The organism is Desulfatiglans sp. (assembly GCA_012513605.1).
Classification (GTDB): Bacteria; Desulfobacterota; DSM-4660; order Desulfatiglandales; family HGW-15; genus JAAZBV01.
Window position 1 is genome coordinate 1 of sequence record JAAZBV010000024.1, and the last position, 25,682, is coordinate 25,682.

Consider the following 25,682-nt stretch of genomic DNA (forward strand, 5'->3'; position numbering starts at 1 on the left):
ATACTTTCGATAAGCATGAATCATATCCTCCTTCCCATAGGTTAGTCACCAACAGGAAGTACTTGATTTGATTCATGCTTTCAAGTTTTTTATTAACCTGGCACCCACAAATTCTTGTGAGGAGCCACCAAATTGATATAACACGAAATAGCGGTGGGATTTCATCTGATGATCATGCACTTCTCAGAGTTTCACCAATTGCAGAAAATGAACTAATGAATTTGACTATGGGAGATGAGACAGCCCTAACAGGCGACTGCATACGTACAATATTAGATAGAGTTAAAAATACCTTAACGACAGAAAAAGACAAAATAATTTTTGAAGAAAAGTCTAAATATCAAACTTTATGCACAGACCGAGATTGCATAAAAGATCAAAATGAAAAAATTGGCTCAAATTTGTATTGGGTATCTGGAAGGCTCGCTAAAATTATAACTCTTTTTACAGGTGTAATAGGTTTTTCCATACTCATTCTATCGATAGTAGTAACAACATTTCTTTCAAGCCCTTTCCTCTTTAACTCAGTATTTTTGAGTTTTATTATTGTAACTCTTTTTTGTATTGCCATAATATTCGGACTAATGAATTGGTATAAAGGAATAACTCTAAAAGAAATATTAAATAAATTAGAGATAAAAATACATGAGAATATTTTTCATTATTTGGAAAACATTTTAATTAAAGGAAAAGAATAAAATCATATCAAAATATTTTTCCTGTTTTATATAAACGTCATATCGGGAAAAACGCGGTGTCAGGGCCTGATATTGCCACATTAGTAGGGCGTATGGGGCGCAGGTAATTAACTCATGCAATTATCTTTACATTTTATCTACGTCTCATGCTTTTCATTGATAATAAACCGGCAAATCGAATAAAAATATCGTATAGCCAAGATTAGCAGAATATGAGTAACGAATTAATAAGAAATAACCATTACGTACCTATCTGGTATCAAAAAAACTTTTTGTCCTCTAAGAGAGGGGCATTCTATTATCTTAATCTTTACCCTGAGAAGGTTGAATCACCTGGTGAGGAAATTAAGTATAAGAAACAAATACGTTGGCCGTTCTCTCCCAAACAATGTTTCTATAAAACTGATTTGTATACGACTTCTTTTTTAGGACACCTTAACGACGAAATTGAGCGGTACCTTTTTGGCAAAATAGATAGTGATGGATCAAGAGCCATTAAAGCTTTGATGGACTTAAATTATCGTTTGTTCCATGATTACTTTGTTAAAGTTTTTGAATACTTGGATATTCAAAAACTCAGAACGCCCAAAGGACTTATATGGTTAAGCCAAAAGTTTCCAATGATTACCCATAATCAGCTTTTAATTGAGATGCAGAATATCCAAAGGCTGCATTGTACATTATGGGCCGAAGCCGTAAAAGAAATCGTTTCGGCCAATAATTCCAAGATAAAGTTTATCGTGTCTGATCATCCTGTGACAGTGTATAATGCAGCTTGTCCGCCCACTTCAACTGAATGCAAATATCCTAACGACCCAAGAATTGAAATGCAGGGAACGCAAACTATTTTCCCTCTGGATTCCAACCGGTGTCTGATTTTAACAAATTTGGATTATGCTAAAAACCCCAGTTTGCGAAATCTTAAAGAATTTAGACCAAATCCAAATCCTTTTCGAAACACATTGATAAGATATGATAACATCATTAATGGGAGAGAATTATCAGAAGAAGATGTTGAGCATATTAATTATATAATTAAGTCTCGCGCATCACAATTCTTAGCTGCTGAAGAAAAAGAGTGGTTATTCCCAGAAAAAAGGGTCCATTCAGATTGGGTCAAATGCGGCAACGTGCTAAAGCCTCCCACTGATAAGCTTTATCAATTTGGAGGTGAAATATATGTTGGATACGAAGATGGTTCATCCGAATACTTTGATCAATATGGACGAAGAGAACCAGAATCCGAATTTTTAAAGAAAAAGAAAAGGGCTGGAAAAATTGGTCCAAATGCTTCCTGTCCATGCGGCAGTGGTAAAAAATATAAGAAATGTTGCAGAGATATACCTGATAATGAACGTCCAGCTAGCGATGTTCTAAGTATTCGTGAACGTAACCTATTTTTTTATGATATCGTTACAAGAATTTTGGGAGTGAATAGAAGCGGAGAGTTAGATTGGGACGAACTACGTAGAAATTTAACCAATGATAAAATTGCAAAAATATATAAAGCGGTCGCTGGATTGTGGCCTCCATCTACTAATTTATTTGCACTGCTCCCGAGACCAGACACTAACGTTCTAAGGGCAATGTTTACAGGTATAATCGATCCACGTGTTACGTATATGAACATAACCTGTTTTTCCTTTTATGCAGATGAGATTTTAATTCAGAGCCCTTTTGTAAATCCAAACAATATGAGGAAAGAATTTAGCCCTATAGAGAATCCTGGGCAATACAGAGATGAAACCATAAAAAATCTATATTTCCTGTTTTTAATAATGCCATGGATTGAAATTGGGCTGATTAATTTGTTCCCAGATCCGTGGAACTTTAATTATACCTTGATGAAGACCGTTATGGATGCGGCTGAAAAAAGGAAAGATGCAAAAACTTTCGATGAAAAATCATATAACCAAATGAAAGAATTGTTTTTTGAAGACTATAAGCGAACTATTTTTACATTGCCAGATGAAAACCTCCGGGCCTTTTTTCGTCATAAATCTAAAGACCTATCAGAGGAAGAAATCTCCAAGCTAATCGATTATACTAAACGAATGAATGCTCAAGATCCGTTTGTAGATCTGAATCCTGGTAAGCCTGGAAAAGAATCAAGTCAGATGCGAATATCACGCATGACTCCAAACATGGAAATGACAATGTTTCTTGCGCAAGCTACGGGTTCGATGATAATAACTGATAACAATTTCAGATGGTCAGAAATATGCTCATCAATCCCTTACTACTATGGCCTCAGTAAAAATCCCTGGGACAAATTTGAAACCTTCGTATCTGAATATCTTGTTAAGTTTCCATTGATTGTTGACCAATTAGCTCATATGCAAGAGCTAAAAAAATCAGAGTTCATGTCTGTAAAGAGGGTGTTAAAACGGTTGTTGAATTTCATTAATGCGGATCAGGCACCAAATAATTCTCAGATTGCTCATTTGCAGGAGGAGTTTGATATTGCTCAAACTGTAATGTCTAAATCAATTGAAAAATTGGTTCAAAAAGGTGAAAAAGCTATAGTCACATCTTCTTACCCAAAGCCCATGAACATCGATGCAAAATTAAGCTGCAAAATATCACCTATTGGGCACATTAATAACTTGGTATATCGATTATTGGTAAGCTATGCTGGACATGATAAGTACATTAAATCGCTTCCTTTGTCACTTTATGTCGAGTATGGAAGCAAGGAAAGTGCTTAATATCAGCTTGCTCATTCCATTGAGCTGCATGGGCTACTCTAAAGCTTCAGAAATGTAAATGGGGACAACGACCTTAATTATTACAATAACTTCTTAAATGCAGTAATATCAAGGCTGTTAAAAGTTTTTAACTTTTGCAGCCTTGCTTTTTATGGGATGGTTTAAGAAAAAACTGATATTAAAATCTTAAGAGTGGTCATCATTTTTGGTAATAAGACGCAGAGCGTAAAATCAATGCATTACAATGTTGACCATGGGAATGAGAAAAGAGGGCACAGTCGCTGTGCCCCTACGTTGTTTGATACTAATCTACAGAAACGTATTTTGAAAATAAATGTATAGGCGAATAATTATTCTCCCCTACGTAAATAGATCTTCTGTTGACTCTTGTTATTTTAGGATGAGTTAAAGGCAGACTTGATACCTTTTTGAACACTGGATTCCGCGGTCCCCGAAGACAGTATCGGGATCTTCGACAAACCACAGAATGCCAAAAAGGGGTTATTCAAAGGTCTCAGGATATCAAATGTTCAGTCCCTTTCTATACTTTTTCAACCACTCAAGGTATTTCTTTATCATGTCTGGCCTGAATCAGGTAATACGCATGCCCTGCTTTCCAGCATCTCTACTGCTGATTCTTTACTTGATGATCTCACATCAATACTCCTGCATATTCTTCCATCAACCAGCTCTATAATACGGTCTGAGCGTATAGCCACCTCCCTGTCATGAGTCACCATTACAAGGGTGGTATTGTTTTCCCTGTTGATCTCTCTTAAAAGATCAAGCACCTTTGCACCGGTTTCCCTGTCCAGGTTGCCTGTGGGTTCATCCGCAAATATTACCTTTGGCCTGTTGATCAGTGCCCTTGCTATAGAAACACGCTGCTGCTGGCCGCCTGATATCTGTGTTACATATTTATTTTTAATGTCGCCTAAACCCACACGGTCTATAAGCCTGTTTGCCTCTTCTATCAAATCCTGGCCAGGCCTTCCGCTTTTTATCCAGTGGGGCATCAGAATATTTTCAAACACTGTAAACTCCGGCAGCAGATGATGGAACTGGAAGACAAACCCTATGTTCTCGTTTCTGAATGAGGCAAGTTTGTTGACGTTTATATCCGAGAATGACTGCCCGTCTATCACAATTTTCCCTGATGTAGGTGGATCAAGCAGGCCAAGACAGTTTAAAAGCGTGCTTTTCCCTGAACCGGATGGGCCGATCAGGGCGGTAAAGGTGTTCCTCTCTATTTCAAGTTCTATATCAAACAGGACATGGGTCTGGATTGTTGTGCCATAAACCTTGTTGAGCCTCTTTACCTGTATCATGTTATCAGCCATTTCTTATTACCTCAATGGGCGATAATCTTGATGCACGGCTAGCAGGTATGGCAGAGGCAAGTGTGGAGGCGATAACCGCAAGGACTACAGGGAGAATAATATAGGAGGTCTTTATCTCAAGGCCAAAGGCTATCATATCCCCCATTGCCTTTATAAAGAGTATTGATATGCCATAACCTATGCCGATCCCTGCGACTGACCCTGTTGCGCCCAGGATAAAACCCTGCACAACAAATATCCTGGCTGAACTTATGTCAGTTGTGCCCATGGCTTTAAGTATGCCGAGCTGTCTTGATTTCTGGACAGCAGATATGGCAAGTACGCTCGCTATGCCAAGGGAGATGGAAAAAAGTACAAAGAACTGGATGGTGTATGATGATGAACTCTGGGATGAAAGGGCTGCCAGCATCTCCTTGTTTGTCTTCTGCCATGATTCAATCTTTACCCTGGTAAAATAACGTGAATATTTCCGCGCTATTGCCTCCGCCTCAAAGACATCCTTCACCTGCGCCTCAATCGCTGAGACACCATCAACCCCAAAAAAGGCCCTAACCCTGTCCAGTGAAAGCACAACAAGGCTGCTACCTGTTGCTGTGCTCAGATCAAAGATCCCACCTGCTATTAGAGAGACATTCTCTCCTTTATCATTCCTCAGGATAAACTTGTCACCTGTTACAAGGGCGAGTTTATTAGCAAGCTCCTTTGCTACAAGGGCGGTTTCGCCTGAAAACCTGTCGCTGCCTGCAATCAGCTTTTGCTTAATCCGGTAGATGCCCGGTCCATCTGGTTCCAGTAGCCCCTTTACACGCACCGGATGCACCGTGCTCGCCTCAAGCACAAAACCATTCCCGTTTGCAACCGGTGATATATAGGTGAACCTTTTATCCTTTTTAAGCTCCAATAAATATTGCTGCCATGAAAATATCTCAGGCCTCTCCTCAATGGCCGCCTTCCGAAACTCTTTAACAGCGGCTGAGCCTGTATCAATGGGGCCAGGCTTTCTATCTTCAGGTGATATAACGAGGTGCGGGGCAGACCCCACTGTCCTTTCAATGATGCTGTTCTGAAGGCCGCCTATCAGGGAGGATAAAAAGAACTGCACAGCCACACCCATGGCAATGCCAAGGATAATAAAAAGGGTCTGAAGCCTCCCTTTAATCAGAAACCGCCATGCAATCATGATTTCATAGTTGTTTGGCTTCATATTATTTTTCTGCTGGTATGTATAACAGGGTGTTTTCCGGTATATCCTCAAGGATTACCCATTTCTCACCAACCTCCCGGAAGCCTGTCTTTACAGGTGCTATACCATCTTTGCCCTTTATGTAGACATATCCCGCCCCATCAGCACGGGTGAGAAACCTTGATGGGGCAGCAGGCACATTGGTAAACCTCTCCGCTATGATCTCAACATTACCGGTCATGCCGTACCTGATAAAATCATGCTTATCAGTGATCTTTAACCTTGTAAGACAGCTTCCCCTTGATATGTCTACTTCAAGACAGACAAAAAAGAGCTTTGCCGCAATCTTATTTGAAGGATAGGCATCCAGCACAATAAATGCATCCTGGTTGTTTTTGACAAAGGGCATATCCCGCTGGTCTATGTTTGCCTCTATCTCCCACTCCCTCTCCTCTATGATACTCATCAGCTCGGCATTATCCAGAACCGTCTCACCCTCGGTAAAATAAACATCCGTGATTATGCCCCTGTATGGGGCCTTTATCTGTTTGTCATCAATAGCTTTTTCCGATAGCCTGATCTCTTCTGTAAGCACATGCCTTTCTGTTTCAAGTTTTGCCAGCACCCCGGAGGTGTTAAAGGTATCTATCTCTATTTTGGTCTGGTTATATCCGGAAAGGGCCTGATTATAACCCTCGATAGCCGCATCCAGTTCTGCATCGGAAACGCCTCCAGCCTCTGAGAGTTTTTTAAGCCTGTTCATATAGCGTTCTGAATTACTCAGTGTTGCAGCATCCTTTTTAAGCTGCTCATGCAGCCTCGGGAGCCCGTTTTTCTTTGAATCCTCTATCTGCAGATTGATTGATGCGAGCCTGTTTTTGCTTATGGTAAGGTTTCTTCTCTCCCTGTAATCATCTATCAGGGCAACTGTTTCGCCCTTTTCAACCCTTGTACCCTCTGTTACGTTAAGCTGTATGATATCCCCGCCTGCCTTTGCCTTAACCCTATATGGCTTTGGTTCGCTCACAGTGCATGAGGCAAGCACTGTATAATCGAGGTTTATTGGTTTCAGGGTATAGCTCTCCTTCCCCTTTTCACTGCATGAAAAGAGAAGAGTTATTACAAACAGGGATATAATAAAAAGATTTTTATTAAGGTTTGATTTCATAATTCCATGCCTGCGCCAGATATGGCATTAAAGATTCCTTTTATACTCCTCAACCCACTCAAGGTTTTCCTTTATCATGTCTGGTATTGGTAAAGAGTATGGGCACCTTGTCATACACTCACCGCACCCGGTGCACTGGGCAGCCTTTTTAAGCAGGGATATGATCAGCATATTCTTAAGCGCCTGGGGCCCCAGCCTCTTCACAAAGGTTTTTATCCCCATAACCATCTGTATGTGTATCCCAACAGTGCATGGGAGGCAGTAATCACATCTGCGGCAGAACTTTTTGTCATGCTCCCTCCTTATCTCCTCAATCTCTTTTTCTTCTTTGGGGGTAAGCTCATAACTGCCAGTAAATATCTCCCAGTTTCTGTCAATCAGCCCCTTTTCCTCAACGCCAGCCAGCACAAGTATATCAGGGATAGAGAGTGCCCACTTTAATGCAAGCGCAGCATCTTCTATTACACCGCCTGAGAATGGCTTCATGGCAAGGATGCCGATGTTCTTCTTAAGCGCTTTAGGTACAATCCTCTCTTTAGCTGCTGACTCAATAAAGCTCAGGCAGACCATGATGGTTTCAAAATAACCATCATCAATGATCCTTTCAAGCAGGTCAAGGCTGTGGCTTGTAACCCCTATGTGGCCTATAAGCCCCTGCTCCTTTGCCTTTCTTAACCCCTCAAGGGCTCCACCAGGCCTTGTGACCCGTTCATACTCATCATCTGAACTCACTGCATGGCACTGATAGATATCTATATAATCCACCTGAAGGTTTTTCAGACTTACCTCTATGTCCTTCTGTATGCCGTCAGCAAACCGGTTCATGGACTTTGTTGCAAGCACCACTTTTTTATTCGTCTGTTTTAGTGCTTTGCCTATACGCGCCTCGCTTGTGGAATACATGCGCGAGGTATCTATAAAATCCATACCGGTCTCTACTGCATGTAACACCACCTCCACTGCCTGCGCCTCACCCACACGCTGAATGGGGATGCCGCCAAAACCAAGCCGGGTTACCGTTAGCCCTGTGCTGCCAAGCGTTACTTTTTTCATATTTTCTCTCTTTCCTTTTTTATTCAATACAGATATATCCTTTTTAATATAGCTATAATAATAGATCATAGGAACAATATACAATCTTTATATCATACAAAGGAATTAATCATGGAAGAAAGACTCTATCTGTTCAGAATAAACATTTTAGGTATATTACCGGAGGTCTGGAGGCGTTTCACTGTTCCATCCGATATCCCCCTTGACCGTCTTCACGATGTCATACAGATTATCATGGGGTGGACAGACAGCCATCTGCACGAGTTTACCATTTCAAAAAAACATTATACTGAATACCCTGAGTCAAAAGAGGATGGCCTTCCATGCGGGAAGTACAGGCTGGGTGATCTTGTTAAACGAAAGGGGTCTATTATCAGTTACCTGTACGATTTTGGCGATTCATGGGAACATGAGCTTATTCTTGAAGACAGTAATTATGCCGGCCAGGAGCTGCCAGTGCCTGTTTTTTGCCTGGAGGGAAAAGGGGCATGTCCGCCTGAAGATGTAGGTGGCATAAATGGATATGAAGAGTTCTGCAAGGTAATGAAAGACCCGTTCCATGAAGATCATAATGCATTAACAGAATGGTATGGCGGCAATTTTGACAGCACACAGTTCGACCCTGACGAGACAAACTGGGAGATACTGAAATACCTGAGGTGGTCAAGGAAGAGGCTTTTAGCCTGGGATACAGATTAAAGATTAGGATAAAGAATGAAAAAAATATGTATTTTATATGACACTGTATCAGGATCAACTGCCGAGATTGCAGAGATGTTGAAGGATGAATTATCTTTGAGATCCTGTTCTATAACTGTCATTTCCATCACCAAAAATTGTGATTTGGGTGATTTTGATATTTTGATCATCGGCAGCCCATTACGATTTGGCGGCTTCACATCCGGAATGCGAAAATTCATTAGAAAGAATAAGCAAAGGTCCCTAAGAGTTAAAGGAACAAGAATTGAAAAATAAAATAGCAGACACTGCCTCTTCTGTTCCTGCTGTCGGTTTGAAAACAGTTGGGTCAGAAAAGGGATATATTAAAACAGGCCTTGGCATTGATGCTGGCGGAACATACACAGATGCGGTGATTTATGACCTTGAAAATAATATTACCATTTGCAAGGCAAAGGGGCTTACCACCAGGTGGGATTTTACAGTCGGCATCAAAGAGGCCATTGAAAATCTGGATAAAAGCCGGCTGCCCCTTATAGAGCTGGTATCTCTCTCCACAACCCTTGCCACAAATGCCATTGTCGAAAACGAGGGGCAGAAGGTGGGGCTCCTTCTTATGCCTCCATACGGGCACAATATTATAAAGGATATTCCATACCATCCAAGGGCAATCATACAGGGGCAGCTTGAGATCTCCGGTGAAGAAATCACCCCCATTAACCCTGATGAGGTCAAAAGAGTTACAGCAGAGATGATAGAAAGGCATCATGTAACCGCCTTTGCTGTATCGGGTTATGCAGGCTCAGTTAACCCTGAGCATTAGCTTAATGTGAAAAAGATCATTCAGGATGAAACCGGCCTTTTTGTCTCATGCGGCCATGAGTTGTCTGACACATTAAATTTTCAGACAAGGGCCGTTACCGCCATGCTCAATGCAATGATTATCCCCAGGCTTGCGAGCCTCCTCATTGATCTTGAAAGGGTTCTGCATGGATACAATATCAGCGCGCCTGTTGTAGTAGTAAAAGGGGATGGCACCCTTATCAGCGCAGAGATGGCCAAAAAGCGTCCGGTTGAAACCATACTCTCAGGGCCTGCCGCAAGCGTAGCAGGAGCGAGGCATATTACCGGCATTGATGATGCCATAGTGGTGGATATGGGTGGAACCACAACCGATACAGCCGCTATCTCAGGGGGGCTTGTAAGGCTAAATGAGCATGGTTCCATGGTTGGAGGCCACAGAACCCATGTAAAGGCGCTGGATATACGCACAGTGGGCCTTGGCGGGGACAGCTTGATAATGTATGAAAAGGGTAAATTCAAGATTGGGCCAAAGCGGGTTGCCCCCATTGCATGGCTCGGGCACTATTATCCGGGCGCAGGGGCCGCCCTTGATTTTATAGAGAATAATATTAAACACTATGGCGGCACCACCATGACCATGCAGATCATTGCACGCACAGGTGCTAAAAAGGCCATTTTGCTTGATCCTATTGAAGAAAAGGTTATCTCCCTTCTTGATCAAAGGCCATATTCCATGGATGAACTTGTTCCCCTCGCAGGAGTGCTGTCCGAATGGACTCTTCCCCTGCAGCGCCTTGAGGAGAATTTTATGATCCAGAGATGTGGCCTCACCCTTACAGACCTTCTGCATATTGATGGCAGGTTTAGAAAATGGGACACAGGATCATCTGAGAGATATGCAGGCCTTTGTGCATTTTTAGCAAAGAGGAGCATCTCTGAACTGGTTGATCAGCTCATGGATATGGGGGCGCACCAGCTCTCTGTTGAGCTGCTTAAACATGCGCTGAATGATATTAACCCTGATGAACTGGATAAGAGCCATGCATGCAGAAGACTCATATATCACCTTTTAGTAAAGCAGCACCCCGATTACGAGGTGGCAATAAACCTTAAACACCCTGTAATTGGTATTGGTGCGCCCATCCATTTTTTTCTTGATAAAGCGGTGATACCTTTAAAGACAAATATGATTATCCCCGATGATGCAGATGTCGCAAACGCCATTGGCGCAATAACCAGCCATGTGGTTGTGTATAAAAAACTTGCTATACTACATGATGGTCTTGGAAATTATAGTATTGAAGGGATATCGGGGAAACGTCAATTCAGGAGCCTTGATACAGCAGACCAGTTTGTAAGGCAACGGCTGACAGAAATTGTGCATAAACAGGCCATGGAGGCGGGCACAAGCACCCGGACAATAACATTTGAAACAAAGGATCATGCACCCATAATTGCCAGCGGTGATCCTCTATTTGTAAAGAGAACCATATTCGCCACACTTAAAGGAAGGCCGGACCTGTTGATTGACAGAAACAAAACAAGGTAAAACCAAGAAACAGGGCTCTATTTTTTATGCTTAGTGGTTTTAAATCTTCCAACATATCATTTTAAACTAAGGATTTTTACAAGGTTAGAGGGAAGTATGCCTAAAAATAGGTACTTCCCAACTAACTGGATTTAACTTGTTTTTTTCATGACAGGAGATTATGGGATAGCTCCCAATGACCTCCGGTCTGGCCCTGTAACCTCTTTAAATGCCCTGGGGATTCCGATGAATTATCACACCCTTAATATCGCTGCTATCTTCATGCAGTTCATTTTTGAGAACAGTAATAGCCATGAGTATCAACCTTTCCTGATTAATCGCTCCTGTGTCAGGTGGTGCGCTTATAAACAGGTATCCTCCAGGGGTAATACCTGTATAAAATTGCACTGATGTGCCATCCTCAAGCCTGAGTGTGTATGGCATCTGCTGTCCCGGAACCGTGATATCAGGCGGCTGCTGCCTTGACGCTTCCTGATCAGGAGTCAAAGAAATAACCTGATCTCCCTCTCTCAAAGTATAGCTGTTCTGCCATACAGGTTCTCCTTCCCCTGTCTGTTCAAAAACGGGCATCGATTCAATAACAATGTCCATTTCGTTTGAAGGGGAATCACCAATAATCATAACAGTGCCGTTGCCGGGAGCTGGCCCGAATGTAATATCGGAGCTTCCGCTTTTCGACACAAGGGTTGCTGACCTGATATCTGTTATATTATATGTTACCAGTTGCAGGTTGCCGAAACCGGTTATGGTATTGCTGCCAGTTCCGGGACCCATGTCAAATTGAGAACCTGACAACCCGTTTTTAAGATTCTGGCCTGTACCGTTTGTGCCGTTCTGCCTGCTTGTCAGGGATGCCAGAATGTTTTCGTTTACAGATTCTCTTATGTTCAGTATGCCGCTGTAATAAACAATCTCGTAATTATCTGATTCCAGGCCGTAAGGCTCAATCCCATACTCTCCCACAAGTACTGCTCCCTGACTTGATCCGCCATACCCCAATCCGCCGCTAAGTACCGCCGGGGTTTCATTTCCGGCAAAACCATCATATACCACACCATTTCCTCCAATATAGGGTAGATTATTAAAAATTTTGGTATCGTTATTTGCGGTTATTGTTAAAAGTGCAGGTGTGATATTCGCTGTTGTGACTGTCTGGCCGGTTATGGTGTAGTTTCCTGAATCTTCTCCAGAAAGAGTAAACCCGGATACTACGACAGTCTTGTCTGCGCCCACGTTTTTATTAGCAAACAATCCTGATGCAGATACGCTTATTGTATCCCCCGCGATCCAGCCTGTAGCATTTGTTGTGTCCACTGTGGCTGCGGCTGTGGCATCATAGACTTTATCAGGTACAGTGATTCCACTGATGGTTATAGCCTTTGGTGCAATATCGGCAGTTGTTGTGGCCTGGTCAGTGATCGTATAGTTTAAGAGATCAGAGCCAGTGTAAGTGCTGGTAAGTGTAACAGTCTTGTCTGTGCCCGCGTTTTTGTTGACAAAGGTTCCGGTAGCGGAGACAGAAACCACATCCCCTTCAATCCAGCCGGAAGCATTGGCTGTGTACACAGTGGTGTCGGTTGTAGCATCATAGACCTTGTCTGAAGCTGTGATTCCACTGATGGCTATAGCCTTTGGCGTAATATCGGCCGTAGTAGAGGCAGTGAGGTTTTGCAGGCTGTAATTTGCAGCATCGGTTCCGGAGATGAAAATACCAGCCACATTGACGGTTTTATCGGTTCCGACATTCTTGTCAGTAAAATCAGCAGATTGATTAAAAGTAACTGTATCTTCATCAAAAATATCCATGGAAAAACCTGTAACATCAGCAGTTGTTAAGGCATCATAGACCTTGTCTATTCCGGTATATAATGCAGTCAGGGGCTTTTGAGTGATATCGGCAGTTGTAACTGTCTGGCCGGTTATGGTATAGTTTCCTGAATCTTCTCCAGAAAGAGTAAACCCGGATATTACGACAGTCTTGTCTGCGCCCACGTTTTTATTATCAAACAATCCTGATGCAGATACGCTTATTGTATCCCCCGCGATCCAGCCTGTAGCATTTGTTGTGTCCACTGTGGCTGCGGCTGTGGCGTCATAGACTTTGTCGTCAGCAGTGACCCCACTGATGGTTATGGCCTTTGGCGTGATTTTCGCGGTGGCGTTTGATGCATCGGATACCATATAGTTGCCCGAATCGGAGCCGGAGAGGGTAAAGCCCGAGATAGTAACAGCCTTATCCGTTCCGACATTCTTGTCAACAAATGCGCCCGCTGCTCCCGAGACATCAAGCGTGACATTATCCCCGGTATAGTACTTATTATCATCGTCGGCTGCGGCCCCTGCGGTGATGACAGCGGAACCGGTATTGATTGCTGCCGTGGCATCAGCGTTATAAACCTTGTCGGAAGCGGTCACGCCAGAGACTGTGATAGCCTTTGCTGTGATATTCACAGTGCCATCTTGCGCAATAATGTCGTAACCCTCCTGATTCGAATAGAGGCCGGTAAGAGAAATAGCATGTTCCCCCACATCTTTACCTATAGCAGTATAAACTGGGGCTCCCGAAATCTTTCCTGCGTCAATAGTCATATCCCAGTTGTGGGCCACCCCGGCTATTGTGGTTGTTCCGTTATAAACCCTGGTCAAATCGCTTACAGTGACCGTGGCCGCAGTCATGAAACTGCGTAAAAGCGGGTAGGTATTACCTTCATAGATACGCCAGGTTTTTCCCGTGCCGCCTGTATCGTCGATGTCCCAGGCCCAGGATTCACCCATGAAGGTGGTCAATTTCTTCATGTCTTCGGTGTTTTTGAGGTCACCTTTGCCCGTATCATTTTGACCGGTGGTATCACTGTAAAAGGAGTTTGTTACAGTGCCGCCAGCATTATATCCCAACAGACCGCCCACATAGTCTGTCCCCGACACTGACCCGGTTGCGTAGCTGTTTGTTATGCTGGAATTGCTGCCTCCAACCAGACCTCCAACACCTCCTGTTCCCGACACTGATCCGGTTGCGTAGCTATTTGTTATGCTGCTCGAATCTGTGTTAGTTCCTACCAGCCCGCCAACATTATCATCTCCCAATACCACTCCGGTCGCATAGCTGTTTGTTATACTGCTTGAATCTACGATAGCACCCAACAGCCCGCCAACATGTTCATGTCCCGACACTGACCCGGTAGCGTAGCTATTTGTTATGGTGCTTGAACCAATGCCCCCTGCCAGGGCGCCTACAAAAACGTCTCCTTCTATGGACCCGCCAATGACCCCCACATTGCTCACAGCAGCATTATCTGTACCTCCAAAGAGGCCGACATAATCCGTATCAGGCCGGTTGATAACAAGCCCTGAAATCGTGTGACCAAGCCCATCAAAGGTGCCAGTAAACAAAACATTCCAAGCATTTCCTATTGGGTCAAAGCCTGTTGACGTATTCCACAATCCGGATGCCTGTGTAAGCTCTCCCATATCTATATTATTAGCCAGTGTATAGTCCGCATCAAGATCAAGCTGCATCAACTGTAATTGATGGGCATTGGTGATGTTGGTACTGTATTCCATACGCAGAAAGGGACGGGTATTGCCATCTATCATATACCATGTGTCAGTAAAGTCCCAGCCTGAATAATTTTTCTGTTCCATCATCTGTTCTGTGGACATGGGTATGCCAAAATCCGAATCACTTTTGCCGGTGGTATCACTGTCGTAAAAGGAGTTTGTTACGGTGCTTAGCTCGGTTGATTTCACTCCCACCAGGCCTCCTGCAAAGCTGGATCCTGTCACCGCCCCTGTCGCGTAGCTAGTTGTTATGGTGCTGTCTCCAATGCCCCCTACCAGGCCTCCCACACTACTATCAACACCTGATACCGTTCCGGTCGCATAGCTGTTTTCTATGGTGCTGAGGGAAATGGCCCCTGCCAGGCCACCCACATAGTAACTGGATCCTGCCACCGCCCCGGCCGCATAGCTGTTTGTTATGCTGCTCCTGTGATTATACCCCACCAGGCCTCCTGCAAAGCTGGATCCTGTCACTGCCCCGGTGGAGTAGCTGTTTGTTATGTCGCTGTAGTCATAATTGTATCCCACCAGGCCTCCTACATAGCTGGATCCTGTCACTGCCCCGGTGGAGTAGCTGTTTGTTATAATGCTGTAGTCATAATTGTACCCCACCAGGCCTCCTACTATATTTTTACCTGCTATGTACCCGCCAATGATTCCCACATTGCTCACCGCAGCATTATCAGTACCTCCAAAGAGGCCGACATAATCCGTATCAGGCCGGTTAATCACAAGACCTGAAATCGTGTGGCCCAGGCCGTCAAAGGTGCCGATGAATGAGTTTGAATTGTTGCCTATGGGGACAAAACCGGCATAGGTTTCAGGATCAGTCCCTTTAGGATTCCAGGTGGCGGTGGCTGCTGCGTCGATATTGCCGCCCAGTGCATAGTTGCCGGAAAGATTACCAGTTATCCCTTGAAGATCGGTTGTGGTGGTGCTGCCCGCGCTACCCAGTGTTTTTATCACCGTGAAAAGTTTAACTGTTCCGTTTGATCCCAGCTTTGTGCTGAAATTATCACCTGCGGGCAGATTGACCGGACCATTTACTGAGTATGAGGCTGTATTTCCCCATGCTGTGGCCCCCTGGCCATATTCCAGTGCAAGTTTAGCTGAACCGGAGCCAAATAGCTCGCGGTTGATTTCTATGTTACGATGGGCGTTGAGAGTCAGGGTGTTGGCTGACCAGGTGATGCGGTCATTGACAAATATGTCGCCGCTTCCTTCTGTAGCTCCGTCAGCGCTTAAAATGGTGACACTGGTGCTGCCCAGATTGGTGGAAAGCTGACTGCCTGTAATGTCACCGCCGGTCGCAGCTATGGTGTAATCCTGAGGATCGATCAGCCAGGTTCCTGTGAATCCCTGGGGTGCGGCGGTGGTAATGACTGCTCCTTCTTGTACCGTTACCTTTGCTGCCGATGTCTCTATGAACCCCCCATCACCCCCATCCGGGGCGGATGCGTCCAGTCTGCCGCCCACAATAGTCTCTCCGGATTCCATATCTGATAAAAGGAGAATGCGTCCGGATCTGTTTTCCAGGGTTTTGGCCTCTATTTTGCCACTGTTATTAATCACTGCCTGGGTTAACTCATCCGCTGCCCTGGCGGTCATGATGACTGTGCCGCTATCAGCCTGAATAATGCCTTTATTTTCTATCTGTGCATCTATGGCGCCCTGATCCACTGTAAATGTCACAAGGCTGTCACCTGTGAAGTCCAGACTTACCCTGTTGCCTGCCGAGAGCACAGTCGTGCCGGAAGGGGTGTTTATGGTGCCCTGATTCCTTATCTCCGGGGCAATAAAGGCCACATAACCGCCCTTAAATGCCTGAATCACACCCTCATTTATGACTGACCCGGCATTTCCGCTCTTCTCAAAACTATATTTACCTGCTAAAAAATTATCATTGGAGATATTGAGTGTTGATGCAGTAAGAGCGCCTACATCCACCTGTGCGGTGGGGCCGAAATACACGCCTGAAGGGTTGAGCAGGTATATCTGTCCGTTTGCAGTAAGGCTTCCGAATATCTGTGAGGGGTTCTGGTCATGAATGCGGTTGAGGGCTACACTGGACGTGCCCGGCTGCTGAAAGTTTACAGATGCATCTGTTCCTATATTGAAGGTATCCCATTCGGCAACCATATGTTCTGTTTGCTGCTCCACGGTCATGGAGGAGCCGGATTGGGATATATCCGCCTCTCCTGCAATCACTTGACCATTGGTGGGCAATTCACCAGGATCAAGGGCCTGAGCCTCGCCTATTGATACCATTAGTATGGATAATATAAGCGCGCCTGCAACGAGCAAGCGATGTAACCATGTGGCTGCCGCCTTTTCAGATACAGCCATCCACATTTTCTTTGTTCTGGAGCAAACCAGTTGATATGTTATATTCATAGGTATAGCCTCTTTAAAAATTGATTATTTTAAAACCATGATACCAGTTGAAGCCAGAAACGTCCGCTGTGTCTGCGATCGTCAGCATCATTTCCCTGAATGCTTTTTCCATCATTTGAGCCGACCTTATGGGCATAAGTGACCCTCAGGCTGAAGGTGCCAGCCCTTTGAACATTTAATCCGATACCCATGCCTGAAAGGGTATAATCGTTTTTCCCGGTGGCATTGGTTATTGCGCCTGGCCAGGGGTTATTATGAAGTTTGGACCATCCTGCATCGAAGAATCCTATAAGCTGGGTTGTGGTATTTAAGTACTGTCGTGGAATATCCATACGGAGTTCCAAGGTCCCGGCATATCCCTCATCACCTGATGCCTCACCCACCGGGTAGGCACGTACGCCATAGGGCCCGCCCAGTATAAATTTCTGGGAAGAGTCAAGGTTTCCTGATGCAATCTGTCCCCTGGTGGAAATAAACATGGAAAACAGTGAATTAAGCCTCTGAAGACGGGCCAGGGAAAAGGTGCTTCGTAAAAAACTGCCGTCTGTGCGAGGACCTTCTGCATCCGCAGACATGTTTGATAACAGGCCTGAAAGATCCACATCGCCGATATAGCTGTTTATATCCATGCTGGTGAGCCCCCCTCCCGCGAACGTGTCATAGAAATTTCCGGTAAGTGCAATCTTACCCACTCCAAGTTCACGGTCGCGGGTCTTAATGCTGTTGGTCTCGTCCTCAAGTATGAAATATTCGATACCCGTGCCTGCCCAGAGGCTGGCCCGCCTTGATCTCATAACAGGATATGAGAAATTAAGCTCAATGGTCTGCGCCTGGCCTTTTGCATTGAGGGCTTTAAACTCCTCTCCAAGCTCATAGTCGAGATAGGTCAAGGCCAGATCACCTTTCAGTCCGCTATAACCAAGTGGAAGGGAATATGAGGCTACTCCATTAAACATATCATCAGCGCCAATGACTGAAAGACCTATCTGATCACCCAGGCCAAATGGGTCATTTACCCGCAACTGACCAGCCCCTCGAATATCTCCTGTATAACGGTCACCGTGGTTATCTATAAAAAACAGCCCCTGAATAAGAGGACCTTCTGAGGCATTTATTTTAAGAGAGGTTGAACCCGGAGTTTTCCCTGGCTCAAGAGATGCCTGTGCCTTTATCCCCGGAAGGTCATTTATTAGGAGTACAGCCCGTTCTATCAGGGCCATTCGTGTTGCGCTCTCTTCAGGGATTGCATTGTCAGCCATCCCTTGAAGAAGGTCTTTTTTGACCCTTGCAGGTTCCCTGACATTTATATTGACCTTGCCTGAAATCTGCCCTGCGATAACACGGATATCTATAATGCCCTCCGTGATATCCTGTTCAGGGAGATATGCATGAGCAAGTAGAAACCCTTTATTTTCACGCAGATAGTTTGTTACATAGAGGGCTATCTGCTTAAGCTCAAAAAATGTAAGCTCTTTATTGATCTTTTCCTTCACAAGTCCATACAATTCTACCTCTGTGGCCATTGTGGAATAATTGCCAGTGAATTTTATCTCCCTGACAGTGATTTTGACATCTGCGTCAGAAGATGGCGCTTCAGCCTCTTTAATGACCTCTTTTTCCGGTAAACGGTCAGGAAGGGCAGGGTCTGACTGCCTTTGCTCTTTTAGAATGCTTCCAGCATCAGGCTGGGCCATTATAGCGCCACACAATGATAAAAATATAATGAAAACATATAGTAACAGACTTAAAAAGAATGATGGTTTCATGAATATGCCTCGTATTATTGCTGTATATGAATAAAAACCCAATAATTTATTTTAAATTTATGAAAAACAAAAAATATTAGAGCAAGAAATGTGCCGTAATTTTTAGTATAACGCTGTCAGCATATCAGGCCTTAATTCTTGGCAGGTAAATTTAGCTTGTCAATATTGAAACACACCCCCTTTTGAAACCATATCGGGTATACGTAATTCAGGAGCCTTGATGCTGCAGCTCAGTTTGTAAGAGAAAGATTTACAGAGTTTGTGCATAAACAGGCTATGGAGGCGGGCACAAGCACCCGGACAATAACAAGCTTTCGATGGATTTTACGAACCATACCCTCGGTAATCGGGTCTCCCATTTCAAGACAGTCTGAAACAAATTCAAAGGCTGAACGATAATTCAATAATTCTCTTGTATCGTCCGGGTCTGCTTCCGGAACCGCTTCACCATTCTACAGGCGTTCAGCCTGATCCAGGGTCAGCCGTGTTCCATCAATATGGGTTGTATGATGAGCTTCTTTAATGAGGGCCTTGTTACCCATTTCTGTGACCCAATCATCAGACATCTTTGCTGCCTCTAAAAATCCGCGAGCGCGTTCAATTTGAGTAATGGCCATTGTTATTTTATTGGTGATTGTAAACTTCGGATTAGAAAACTATGGGTGTCGCGTCTTCATTTTTAACAGATTGCAGTAATCACAAATCAAAAACAACTGGAAACCTCGATCACAACCTGCTAAATACTACGTCGCAGCCTGCCTTAGGATTTAACAGGGCAAACAATTGTCAGTTATCAAAAAGCGTATAAACCGATAAGACTTGTAAGGCAGTAATTCATTATATTTCAAAAGATATAATGGTTAGGTTTAAGCCTTTTTATAAAAAATACAAGATTTATTACTAGCCTTTTAGACCGTAGGCTGAAGGCTATTAGGGATAGATTTAATCCAGATATTTCAGATGAGACATCTCTTGCACTTTTGGTTTGACTTGGGAAAGTTAGCCCCAGTGCGATACTATTTCCTTTTTTCGGCTCAATGTATGATCGTGGAAAGTAATTATCCATCTTTCTAAAACTGAACTTGATCTCTTTTCCTTCCTTATCCTAAAAACTTTAAAGGTATCCTGAAAATAAAAAAGGCTGATTTTAAAATCAGCCTTTTAGTATTTTATTGAGATGCCGAGACACAGAGTTGAACTGTGGACACGAGGATTTTCAGTCCTCTGCTCTACCGACTGAGCTATCTCGGCATGTTGTGAAGAGCCTTATAACCTTTCCTTTTATTGTGGTCAAGATGAAAATTAAAAAAATAGCGATGTCTGGTTATACTAAAAATGCCAGCCATCAATAATGAAAAAAACTATTTTTTATCCTCCGGGGTATCAAGGTCAAGATCAATATCAAGATTCTCAAGATCTAATGTCAGGTCAGACATGGAATCATTAAGATTGTTGCCTTCAAGACTGCCCAGATCAAATGACTGTGAATCATCAATCTTCTCTTCAGCCTCTTCCGTGTCAATGCTGTCAAGCTTAAGCTCGCCTGTCTCCTGATTATCCAGATCCATTGCCCCTGAAAAGAGGTTACTCCCGGTACCTTTAAAGTCTTCATCATCAAAGGACAGGTCTGACAAATCAATGCCATCCTCTTCCTGAGGGGTGGCCGCATCCTCTTCGGAAATAGCCAGGTCTCCCAGGTCAATGCTGCTTGTCCCATTGTCGCTAAGGTCTGAAATATTCAATGTCTCTGCCGTAGCGGCGCCGGCGCTCTCTGATTCATCTGTCTCTTCAAATATGAGGCTATCCAGGTCAAGGCCTTCATCATCCTTATCTGTGATGATGTCCCCATCATCAAGGGCCAGATCCCCAAGATCAAGGGAGTCCTCTTTGTCTGTTTTGTCAGGGGTCCCCGTTTTTACAGTACCATTACTCTCTTCTGTATCAAAACCTGGCGCAGCATCCTCATCAAAGGTGAGGTCTGAGAGATCAAGGTGGGATGTCCTGTTAACGTCCAATATCTGGCTGTCACTATTCCTTGCAGCCAATTTATTAATGTCATCGGAAATAGAGTCGATCTCCAGTTCTCCGGTGTCATTAATCTTCAGATCTCTCATATTCAGTTCAATGGTGGAAAACCCCTTTTCCCCCTTCATTGAAATGTCCCCAAGGTCAAGGGAGAGATCATCCCCTTTATCCTCAGGCGGTGGGGCAGCTATCTCTTCATCTGTTACAAGCGACAGTACTTCATCATCTCCCAGCTCAAGGCTATCCATTTCAGATGATTGATCATCCATACTGATCTCAGGCAGTTCAAGTTCTGTATCATCAGAAAGGCTGATTTCAAGTTCCTGATCATCATCACCAAAATCCATATCTTGTTCCATTATGGCGGGCGATTTTTCATTAATAGCGGCACCAGCTCTCTGAAGGGCAGCGGCGTTATCCAGAGTAAACCCTGAACTTGATTCTTCTCCTGCCCCTACAAGCATGCCCAGCAATGAAGGGGCGCTATGTTTGTAGCTATGCAGGTTTAACTTTGTCTGCTCCTCTGAAATATCTTTATTACACTTTGGGCAGAATTTATTATAATCAAAACTATTATAACCGCACTTTGGACATCTCATGTTAATACCCCTTACTGTAAAGTGTTTTAAAAAGGGTTTTTATAAATGAAACAAAAATTACATATTTTTCTATTTTCGTCAAGTATTTAATATTAATTGGCTTTTTCATTACGTTTCATTTATCCGCCCTGTATCTACCCCTCTCCTGTTAATGATTGCCTCTCTGGCCAGTTTATCACACCTTTCATTTTCCACATGCCCCTCATGACCCTTAACCCAAACCCATTCTATATCATGGGTTTTGATCAATGCATGCAGCTCTTCCCAGAGTTCCCTGTTTAAGACAGGCTTTTTCTGGGAATTTATCCAGTTGTTTCTTATCCATCCATTTATCCACTCTGTTGCCCCCTTAATGACATATGATGAATCAGAGCAGATTTTTATCCTGCACGGTTTTTTTAAAACCTTAAGTGCCTCAATAACAGCTGTCATTTCCATGCGGTTGTTGGTTGTAGCCGGGTCATAGCCCGATATCACCCGTTCATGCTCACCGTATTTGAGTATAACGCCATATCCCCCTGGCCCGGGGTTTCCGCTGCATGCCCCGTCAGTAAATATTTCTACAGGGCTCTTTTTATTTATTACCATTTTATTCCAAATCCAGACAGAGAGCCATTTGAAAATAACTCAAATAATCCCTGTTATTCACAGAAAAAGGTTATCAGTTAAAGCGTGCGTGAACCCTGATATTTATAAGAGGTTTTTCCTCATAATTGGTTTTAAGTCTCAGCTCACCATTAAAATTACCAGTACTACCGGGGTTATTCCTGAAAACTACCCTGTATTGTTTTCCAGCCTCCACTGTCTCAAGTTTATAGCTTATTTTGGAATCATCAATGGTAAACCCAGCCGTCCCAATGTTCAGGGGTTTATTCAGGCCTGCTGTTATCAACACCTCAGCGCTCTTAAGTTCTCCTCTCTTACCTGTCAGGCTAACTGTACTTGAAGGGGTTATCCTGAATATAGGTTTTATGGATGCCTCAAACAGGAGCTGCTCGGTTCTTTTTTCAGGGTCGTTACTGAAGACACCTATAGATTTCTTTAATATACCCCTTCTTCCCATCGTATTGACTGTTATCCTGATCCTGCCCTCTCCGCCCGGAGGGATTGCCCTGTCAAAATCGGCAACAGAACAGCCTCAACCCGGGTTTATTCTGTTTATCCTGAGTACACCATTTCCCCTGTTATATACCTTATAAGTGTGCTCAATAACTGTGCCTTCTAAAACCTCCCCTGCAACAAAGCCCTTTTCCTTAAAAAAGATCTTTGGAGTCAGGGTTTGCTCTGAGTAAGCCGTCAGGCAGAAAATCGTTGTTATGAGCAGTGATAAAAAAATTGCCCTTTTTTCCATAATTTAATTTAAACCGCCCCTTCACGTTCATGCATTTACAGGTTATGCATATGAAAGCTGTATGATATGTGTGATATATGTATACGAAAAAGAAGAGTTATACAACTCATCTTATTTAAGATACACAGTGATCTAAATCTTGAAAACATTGTGAAACGATAATATAAAGATTTTTTTATATAACACAGCGAATTTTTTAAAAACATATAAATAGTATTTTTCATTTTGACTGAAGACATATGCATATTATTATATCCCATTATTTTATAAAAACTTGTGCAAAAAACAGGCCATTATCCGGGAGGATTTAAAATTTATGTCCAGCCATGATGAAAAAAACCTTTTCGGTAATGACATCCCTTCAAAAGACCCTGATATTTCAAAGGATAACTTAAGGAAAAGCATAACCTACGTTACCGATATCTTTGATGAAAGGTACAAGATATTTCTTGAACAGGTGAGCGACGGGGTCTTTGAAACAGATATCTATGGCAGTTTTATCTATTTTAATAATGCATTTTGTAATACACTCGGCCACTCAAGGCTTGAGATCCAGGGCCGTGACTTCAGCAGATTCATGGACAGTGAAAATGCCAAAAAGGCATACGAAACCTTTACAAAGATCTGGATTACCCAGAATGAGGCATCAGACCTTCAATGGGAGATTATAGACAGCGAAGGGAAAACCAGACAGATCGAGCTCTCTGCCTTTCTTATCAAGGATAAAAACAACAAGAAAAAGGGGTTCAGGGGGATAACAAGGGATATCACCCAGAAGATGAAGACAATTAAAGCCTTAAAGAGATCCGAACTACTCTATAAAAATGAGTCAAAGGCAAGCAGAAAGGCCGAGCAGATGGCAAGAAACCTGCTTGATTTTGTCCCCTATCCGATGATCGTATCAGATCTGGATGCAAATATTACCTATCTGAACCCTGCCTTTACCCGCACATTCGGGTGGACCTTTGATGAAATCAAGGGGTCAAAAATACCCTTTATCCCGGCCCATCTGGCTGAAGAGGCCAAACTTGCCCGGGAGACCCTGTTAAGGGAAAAGCAGATGAGGCTTGAGACCAAGAGGCTTACAAAGGATGGAAGGGTGCTTGATGTCATAGTCAGCGGGGCGGTTTTTACAGATGAAGAAAATGCCAATGAGGGCGGTAAGCTTTTTATTTTCAGGGACATTACACAGGAAAGAAAGCTTGAGCTGACAAATGCCACGCTCCTTCGTATCAGCACAGCGCTTCCTGAATACCCGGTCCTTGAAGAGCTGCTTGACTATATCAGTGGTGAAACCAAGCGGCTCCTGAATTCGGAAAGCGCCTCTATTGCTATACTGGACCCTGCACAAAATGAGATATTTTTTCTGGGTGCGGCCTATGATGATTCAGAGGTAAAAAACCGTGTAAAAAAGGTACGATATTCTGTTGAAAATACCATTACCGGAATGGTAATAAAAACCGGCAAACCTCTTATTGTTCATGACACCTCTAAGGAACTGGATTATCGCCCTGGTGTTGATCTGCAGGCAAAAGTACATACCAAAAACCTGATTTTTGTCCCCTTAAAAAGTCGTGATAAGACCATCGGCGTGCTGGCTGCCGTGAATAAAAAAGAGGGCTCTTTTGATGATACTGATCTTGAGCTGATGAACATGATATCAGGTACAGTTGCACTCTCTATTGAAAATGCGAGGATCTCCGAGGAGCTAAGGGCTGCATATCATGAAGTGACAATGCTGAACAAGGCAAAGGACAAGGTCATAAACCACCTTTCACATGAAATTAAGACCCCTGTTGCTGTGCTTCTTGCAACCCTTAATATCCTTGCCAAAAGGCTTTCTCCCCTACCCAGTGAGACCTGGGAAACAACCCTTGACAGGGCAAAGCGAAATCTTGAACGGATACTTGATATACAGTATGAGGTAACTGATATAATGCAAAACAGCGATTTCAGTGGGTACCATGTACTCTCTACCCTGCTGGATGAATGTGCTGATGAGCTTGAGGCCCTTGCAGCAGAGGAGCTTGGTGAAGGGAAACTTATTGAAAGGCTCAGGCGCAGGATAGATGCTGTCTTTGGCCCTAAGAAAATTGAAATCAGGGATATTGACCTTGTATCCTTTACGGATAACCTGTTACTGCGGATAAGACCTAATCATGCCCACCGTAAGATTGAGATAAAAAAATCATTTAATCCATCACCTCCAATTCATATGCCTGAGGATGTGCTGGATAAGATCATTACAGGCCTTATAAAAAATGCTATTGAGAACACGCCTGACATGGGCAGGATAGAAATAATTATCAGGCCTGAACTTGCAGGCACAGAGTTTATAGTCAGGGATTATGGCGTGGGCATAACTGAAGATTATCAGAGGCGTATTTTTGAGGGGTTTTTTCCAACCCAGGAGAGCATCAACTATTCTTCAAAAAGGCCCTATGACTTTAATGCAGGAGGGAAAGGGGCGGATCTGTTAAGGACAAAGATCTTTTCAGAAAAGTATCATTTTAGCATCGAGATGCATTCGGATAGGTGCAGGTTTATACCGGGTGAGACCGATATCTGTTATGGAAATATTGCAAGATGCCAGTTTTGCAGGGATAAGGAGGATTGTTACAGCTCAGGCGGCACCCTTTTCCGGCTCTTTTTTCCATAAACTGCATTTCATTGTTTTTTATTGTAATATTGACAATTTATTGAAAATTCGTTATCTCAAAACTTAATTCTATAGACCATACATATTTGATCCATTTATATATTACCCGGGCAGTCAATATGGTTAACAGTTACTGGTATATCGGGGGC

Annotated in this window: 16 protein-coding genes, 1 tRNA gene and 1 pseudogene; 7 read left to right on the forward strand and 11 right to left on the reverse strand. The window is 43.5% G+C overall.

Going from position 1 to position 25,682, the window contains the following annotated elements; all coding sequences use genetic code 11:
• Positions 1-74: 74 nt before the first annotated feature.
• A complete protein-coding gene (locus GX654_02815; protein NLD35777.1) occupies positions 75-698 on the forward strand; it encodes a hypothetical protein in 624 nt (207 codons plus the stop codon).
• Positions 699-910: 212 nt separating this feature from the next.
• Positions 911-3,406, forward strand: a complete 2,496-nt coding sequence (locus GX654_02820; GenBank protein NLD35778.1) for a DUF4238 domain-containing protein — start codon at positions 911-913, stop codon at positions 3,404-3,406.
• Between the two features lie 575 nt (positions 3,407-3,981).
• Here the strand turns inward: GX654_02820 and GX654_02825 are convergent.
• The 4 genes from GX654_02825 to GX654_02840 are packed head-to-tail and all read right to left on the reverse strand — an operon-like array spanning position 3,982 to position 8,150.
• A complete protein-coding gene (locus GX654_02825) occupies positions 3,982-4,746 on the reverse strand; it encodes an ABC transporter ATP-binding protein (GenBank protein NLD35779.1) in 765 nt (254 codons plus the stop codon).
• On the reverse strand, positions 4,739-5,950 hold the full coding sequence (locus GX654_02830; protein NLD35780.1) for an ABC transporter permease: 1,212 nt from the start codon (positions 5,948-5,950) through the stop codon (positions 4,739-4,741). Before GX654_02830 ends, GX654_02825 begins: the two co-directional genes overlap by 8 nt.
• Before the next feature lies 1 nt (position 5,951).
• Entirely contained in the window at positions 5,952-7,097 is a 1,146-nt protein-coding gene (locus tag GX654_02835; GenBank protein ID NLD35781.1) for an HlyD family efflux transporter periplasmic adaptor subunit, read from the reverse strand.
• Between the two features lie 27 nt (positions 7,098-7,124).
• Positions 7,125-8,150 (reverse strand): aldo/keto reductase, encoded by a 1,026-nt coding sequence (locus GX654_02840; protein ID NLD35782.1) that lies wholly within the window; start codon positions 8,148-8,150, stop codon positions 7,125-7,127.
• Positions 8,151-8,261: 111 nt separating this feature from the next.
• Between GX654_02840 and GX654_02845 the strand changes: the two genes are divergently transcribed.
• Genes GX654_02845 through GX654_02860 form a run of 4 tightly spaced genes read left to right on the forward strand, consistent with a single transcriptional unit; the run spans position 8,262 to position 11,181 of the window.
• Positions 8,262-8,849 carry a plasmid pRiA4b ORF-3 family protein gene (locus GX654_02845; GenBank protein NLD35783.1) on the forward strand — a complete coding sequence of 196 codons (588 nt, stop codon included), beginning with the start codon at positions 8,262-8,264 and terminating at the stop codon, positions 8,847-8,849.
• Between the two features lie 15 nt (positions 8,850-8,864).
• Entirely contained in the window at positions 8,865-9,125 is a 261-nt protein-coding gene (locus GX654_02850; GenBank protein NLD35784.1) for a hypothetical protein, read from the forward strand.
• Positions 9,115-9,651: a hypothetical protein gene (locus GX654_02855; GenBank protein ID NLD35785.1), complete on the forward strand. Its 537-nt coding sequence runs from the start codon at positions 9,115-9,117 to the stop codon at positions 9,649-9,651. Before GX654_02850 ends, GX654_02855 begins: the two co-directional genes overlap by 11 nt.
• Before the next feature lie 6 nt (positions 9,652-9,657).
• Positions 9,658-11,181 carry a hypothetical protein gene (locus tag GX654_02860; GenBank protein NLD35786.1) on the forward strand — a complete coding sequence of 508 codons (1,524 nt, stop codon included), beginning with the start codon at positions 9,658-9,660 and terminating at the stop codon, positions 11,179-11,181.
• A gap of 204 nt (positions 11,182-11,385) precedes the next feature.
• Here GX654_02860 and GX654_02865 read toward each other — a convergent pair whose 3' ends face one another.
• The 7 genes and pseudogenes from GX654_02865 to GX654_02895 all read right to left on the reverse strand — a co-directional run bounded on the left by GX654_02865 (position 11,386) and on the right by GX654_02895 (position 22,586).
• Complete coding sequence (locus GX654_02865; protein NLD35787.1) at positions 11,386-17,133, reverse strand: filamentous hemagglutinin N-terminal domain-containing protein; 5,748 nt, start codon at positions 17,131-17,133, stop codon at positions 11,386-11,388.
• A gap of 29 nt (positions 17,134-17,162) precedes the next feature.
• Entirely contained in the window at positions 17,163-18,827 is a 1,665-nt protein-coding gene (locus tag GX654_02870; GenBank protein NLD35788.1) for a ShlB/FhaC/HecB family hemolysin secretion/activation protein, read from the reverse strand.
• 377 nt (positions 18,828-19,204) lie between these two features.
• Positions 19,205-19,516, reverse strand: a pseudogene (locus GX654_02875) (Fic family protein).
• Positions 19,517-20,077: 561 nt separating this feature from the next.
• A tRNA-Phe gene (locus GX654_02880) sits at positions 20,078-20,150 on the reverse strand.
• Between the two features lie 110 nt (positions 20,151-20,260).
• Entirely contained in the window at positions 20,261-21,523 is a 1,263-nt protein-coding gene (locus tag GX654_02885; protein NLD35789.1) for a hypothetical protein, read from the reverse strand.
• 108 nt (positions 21,524-21,631) lie between these two features.
• Positions 21,632-22,111 (reverse strand): ribonuclease HI, encoded by a 480-nt coding sequence (gene rnhA, locus GX654_02890; protein ID NLD35790.1) that lies wholly within the window; start codon positions 22,109-22,111, stop codon positions 21,632-21,634.
• Between the two features lie 73 nt (positions 22,112-22,184).
• A complete protein-coding gene (locus GX654_02895; protein ID NLD35791.1) occupies positions 22,185-22,586 on the reverse strand; it encodes a hypothetical protein in 402 nt (133 codons plus the stop codon).
• 604 nt (positions 22,587-23,190) lie between these two features.
• Here GX654_02895 and GX654_02900 point away from each other — a divergent pair.
• Positions 23,191-25,533, forward strand: a complete 2,343-nt coding sequence (locus tag GX654_02900) for a PAS domain S-box protein (protein NLD35792.1) — start codon at positions 23,191-23,193, stop codon at positions 25,531-25,533.
• The last annotated feature ends 149 nt before the right edge of the window (positions 25,534-25,682 follow it).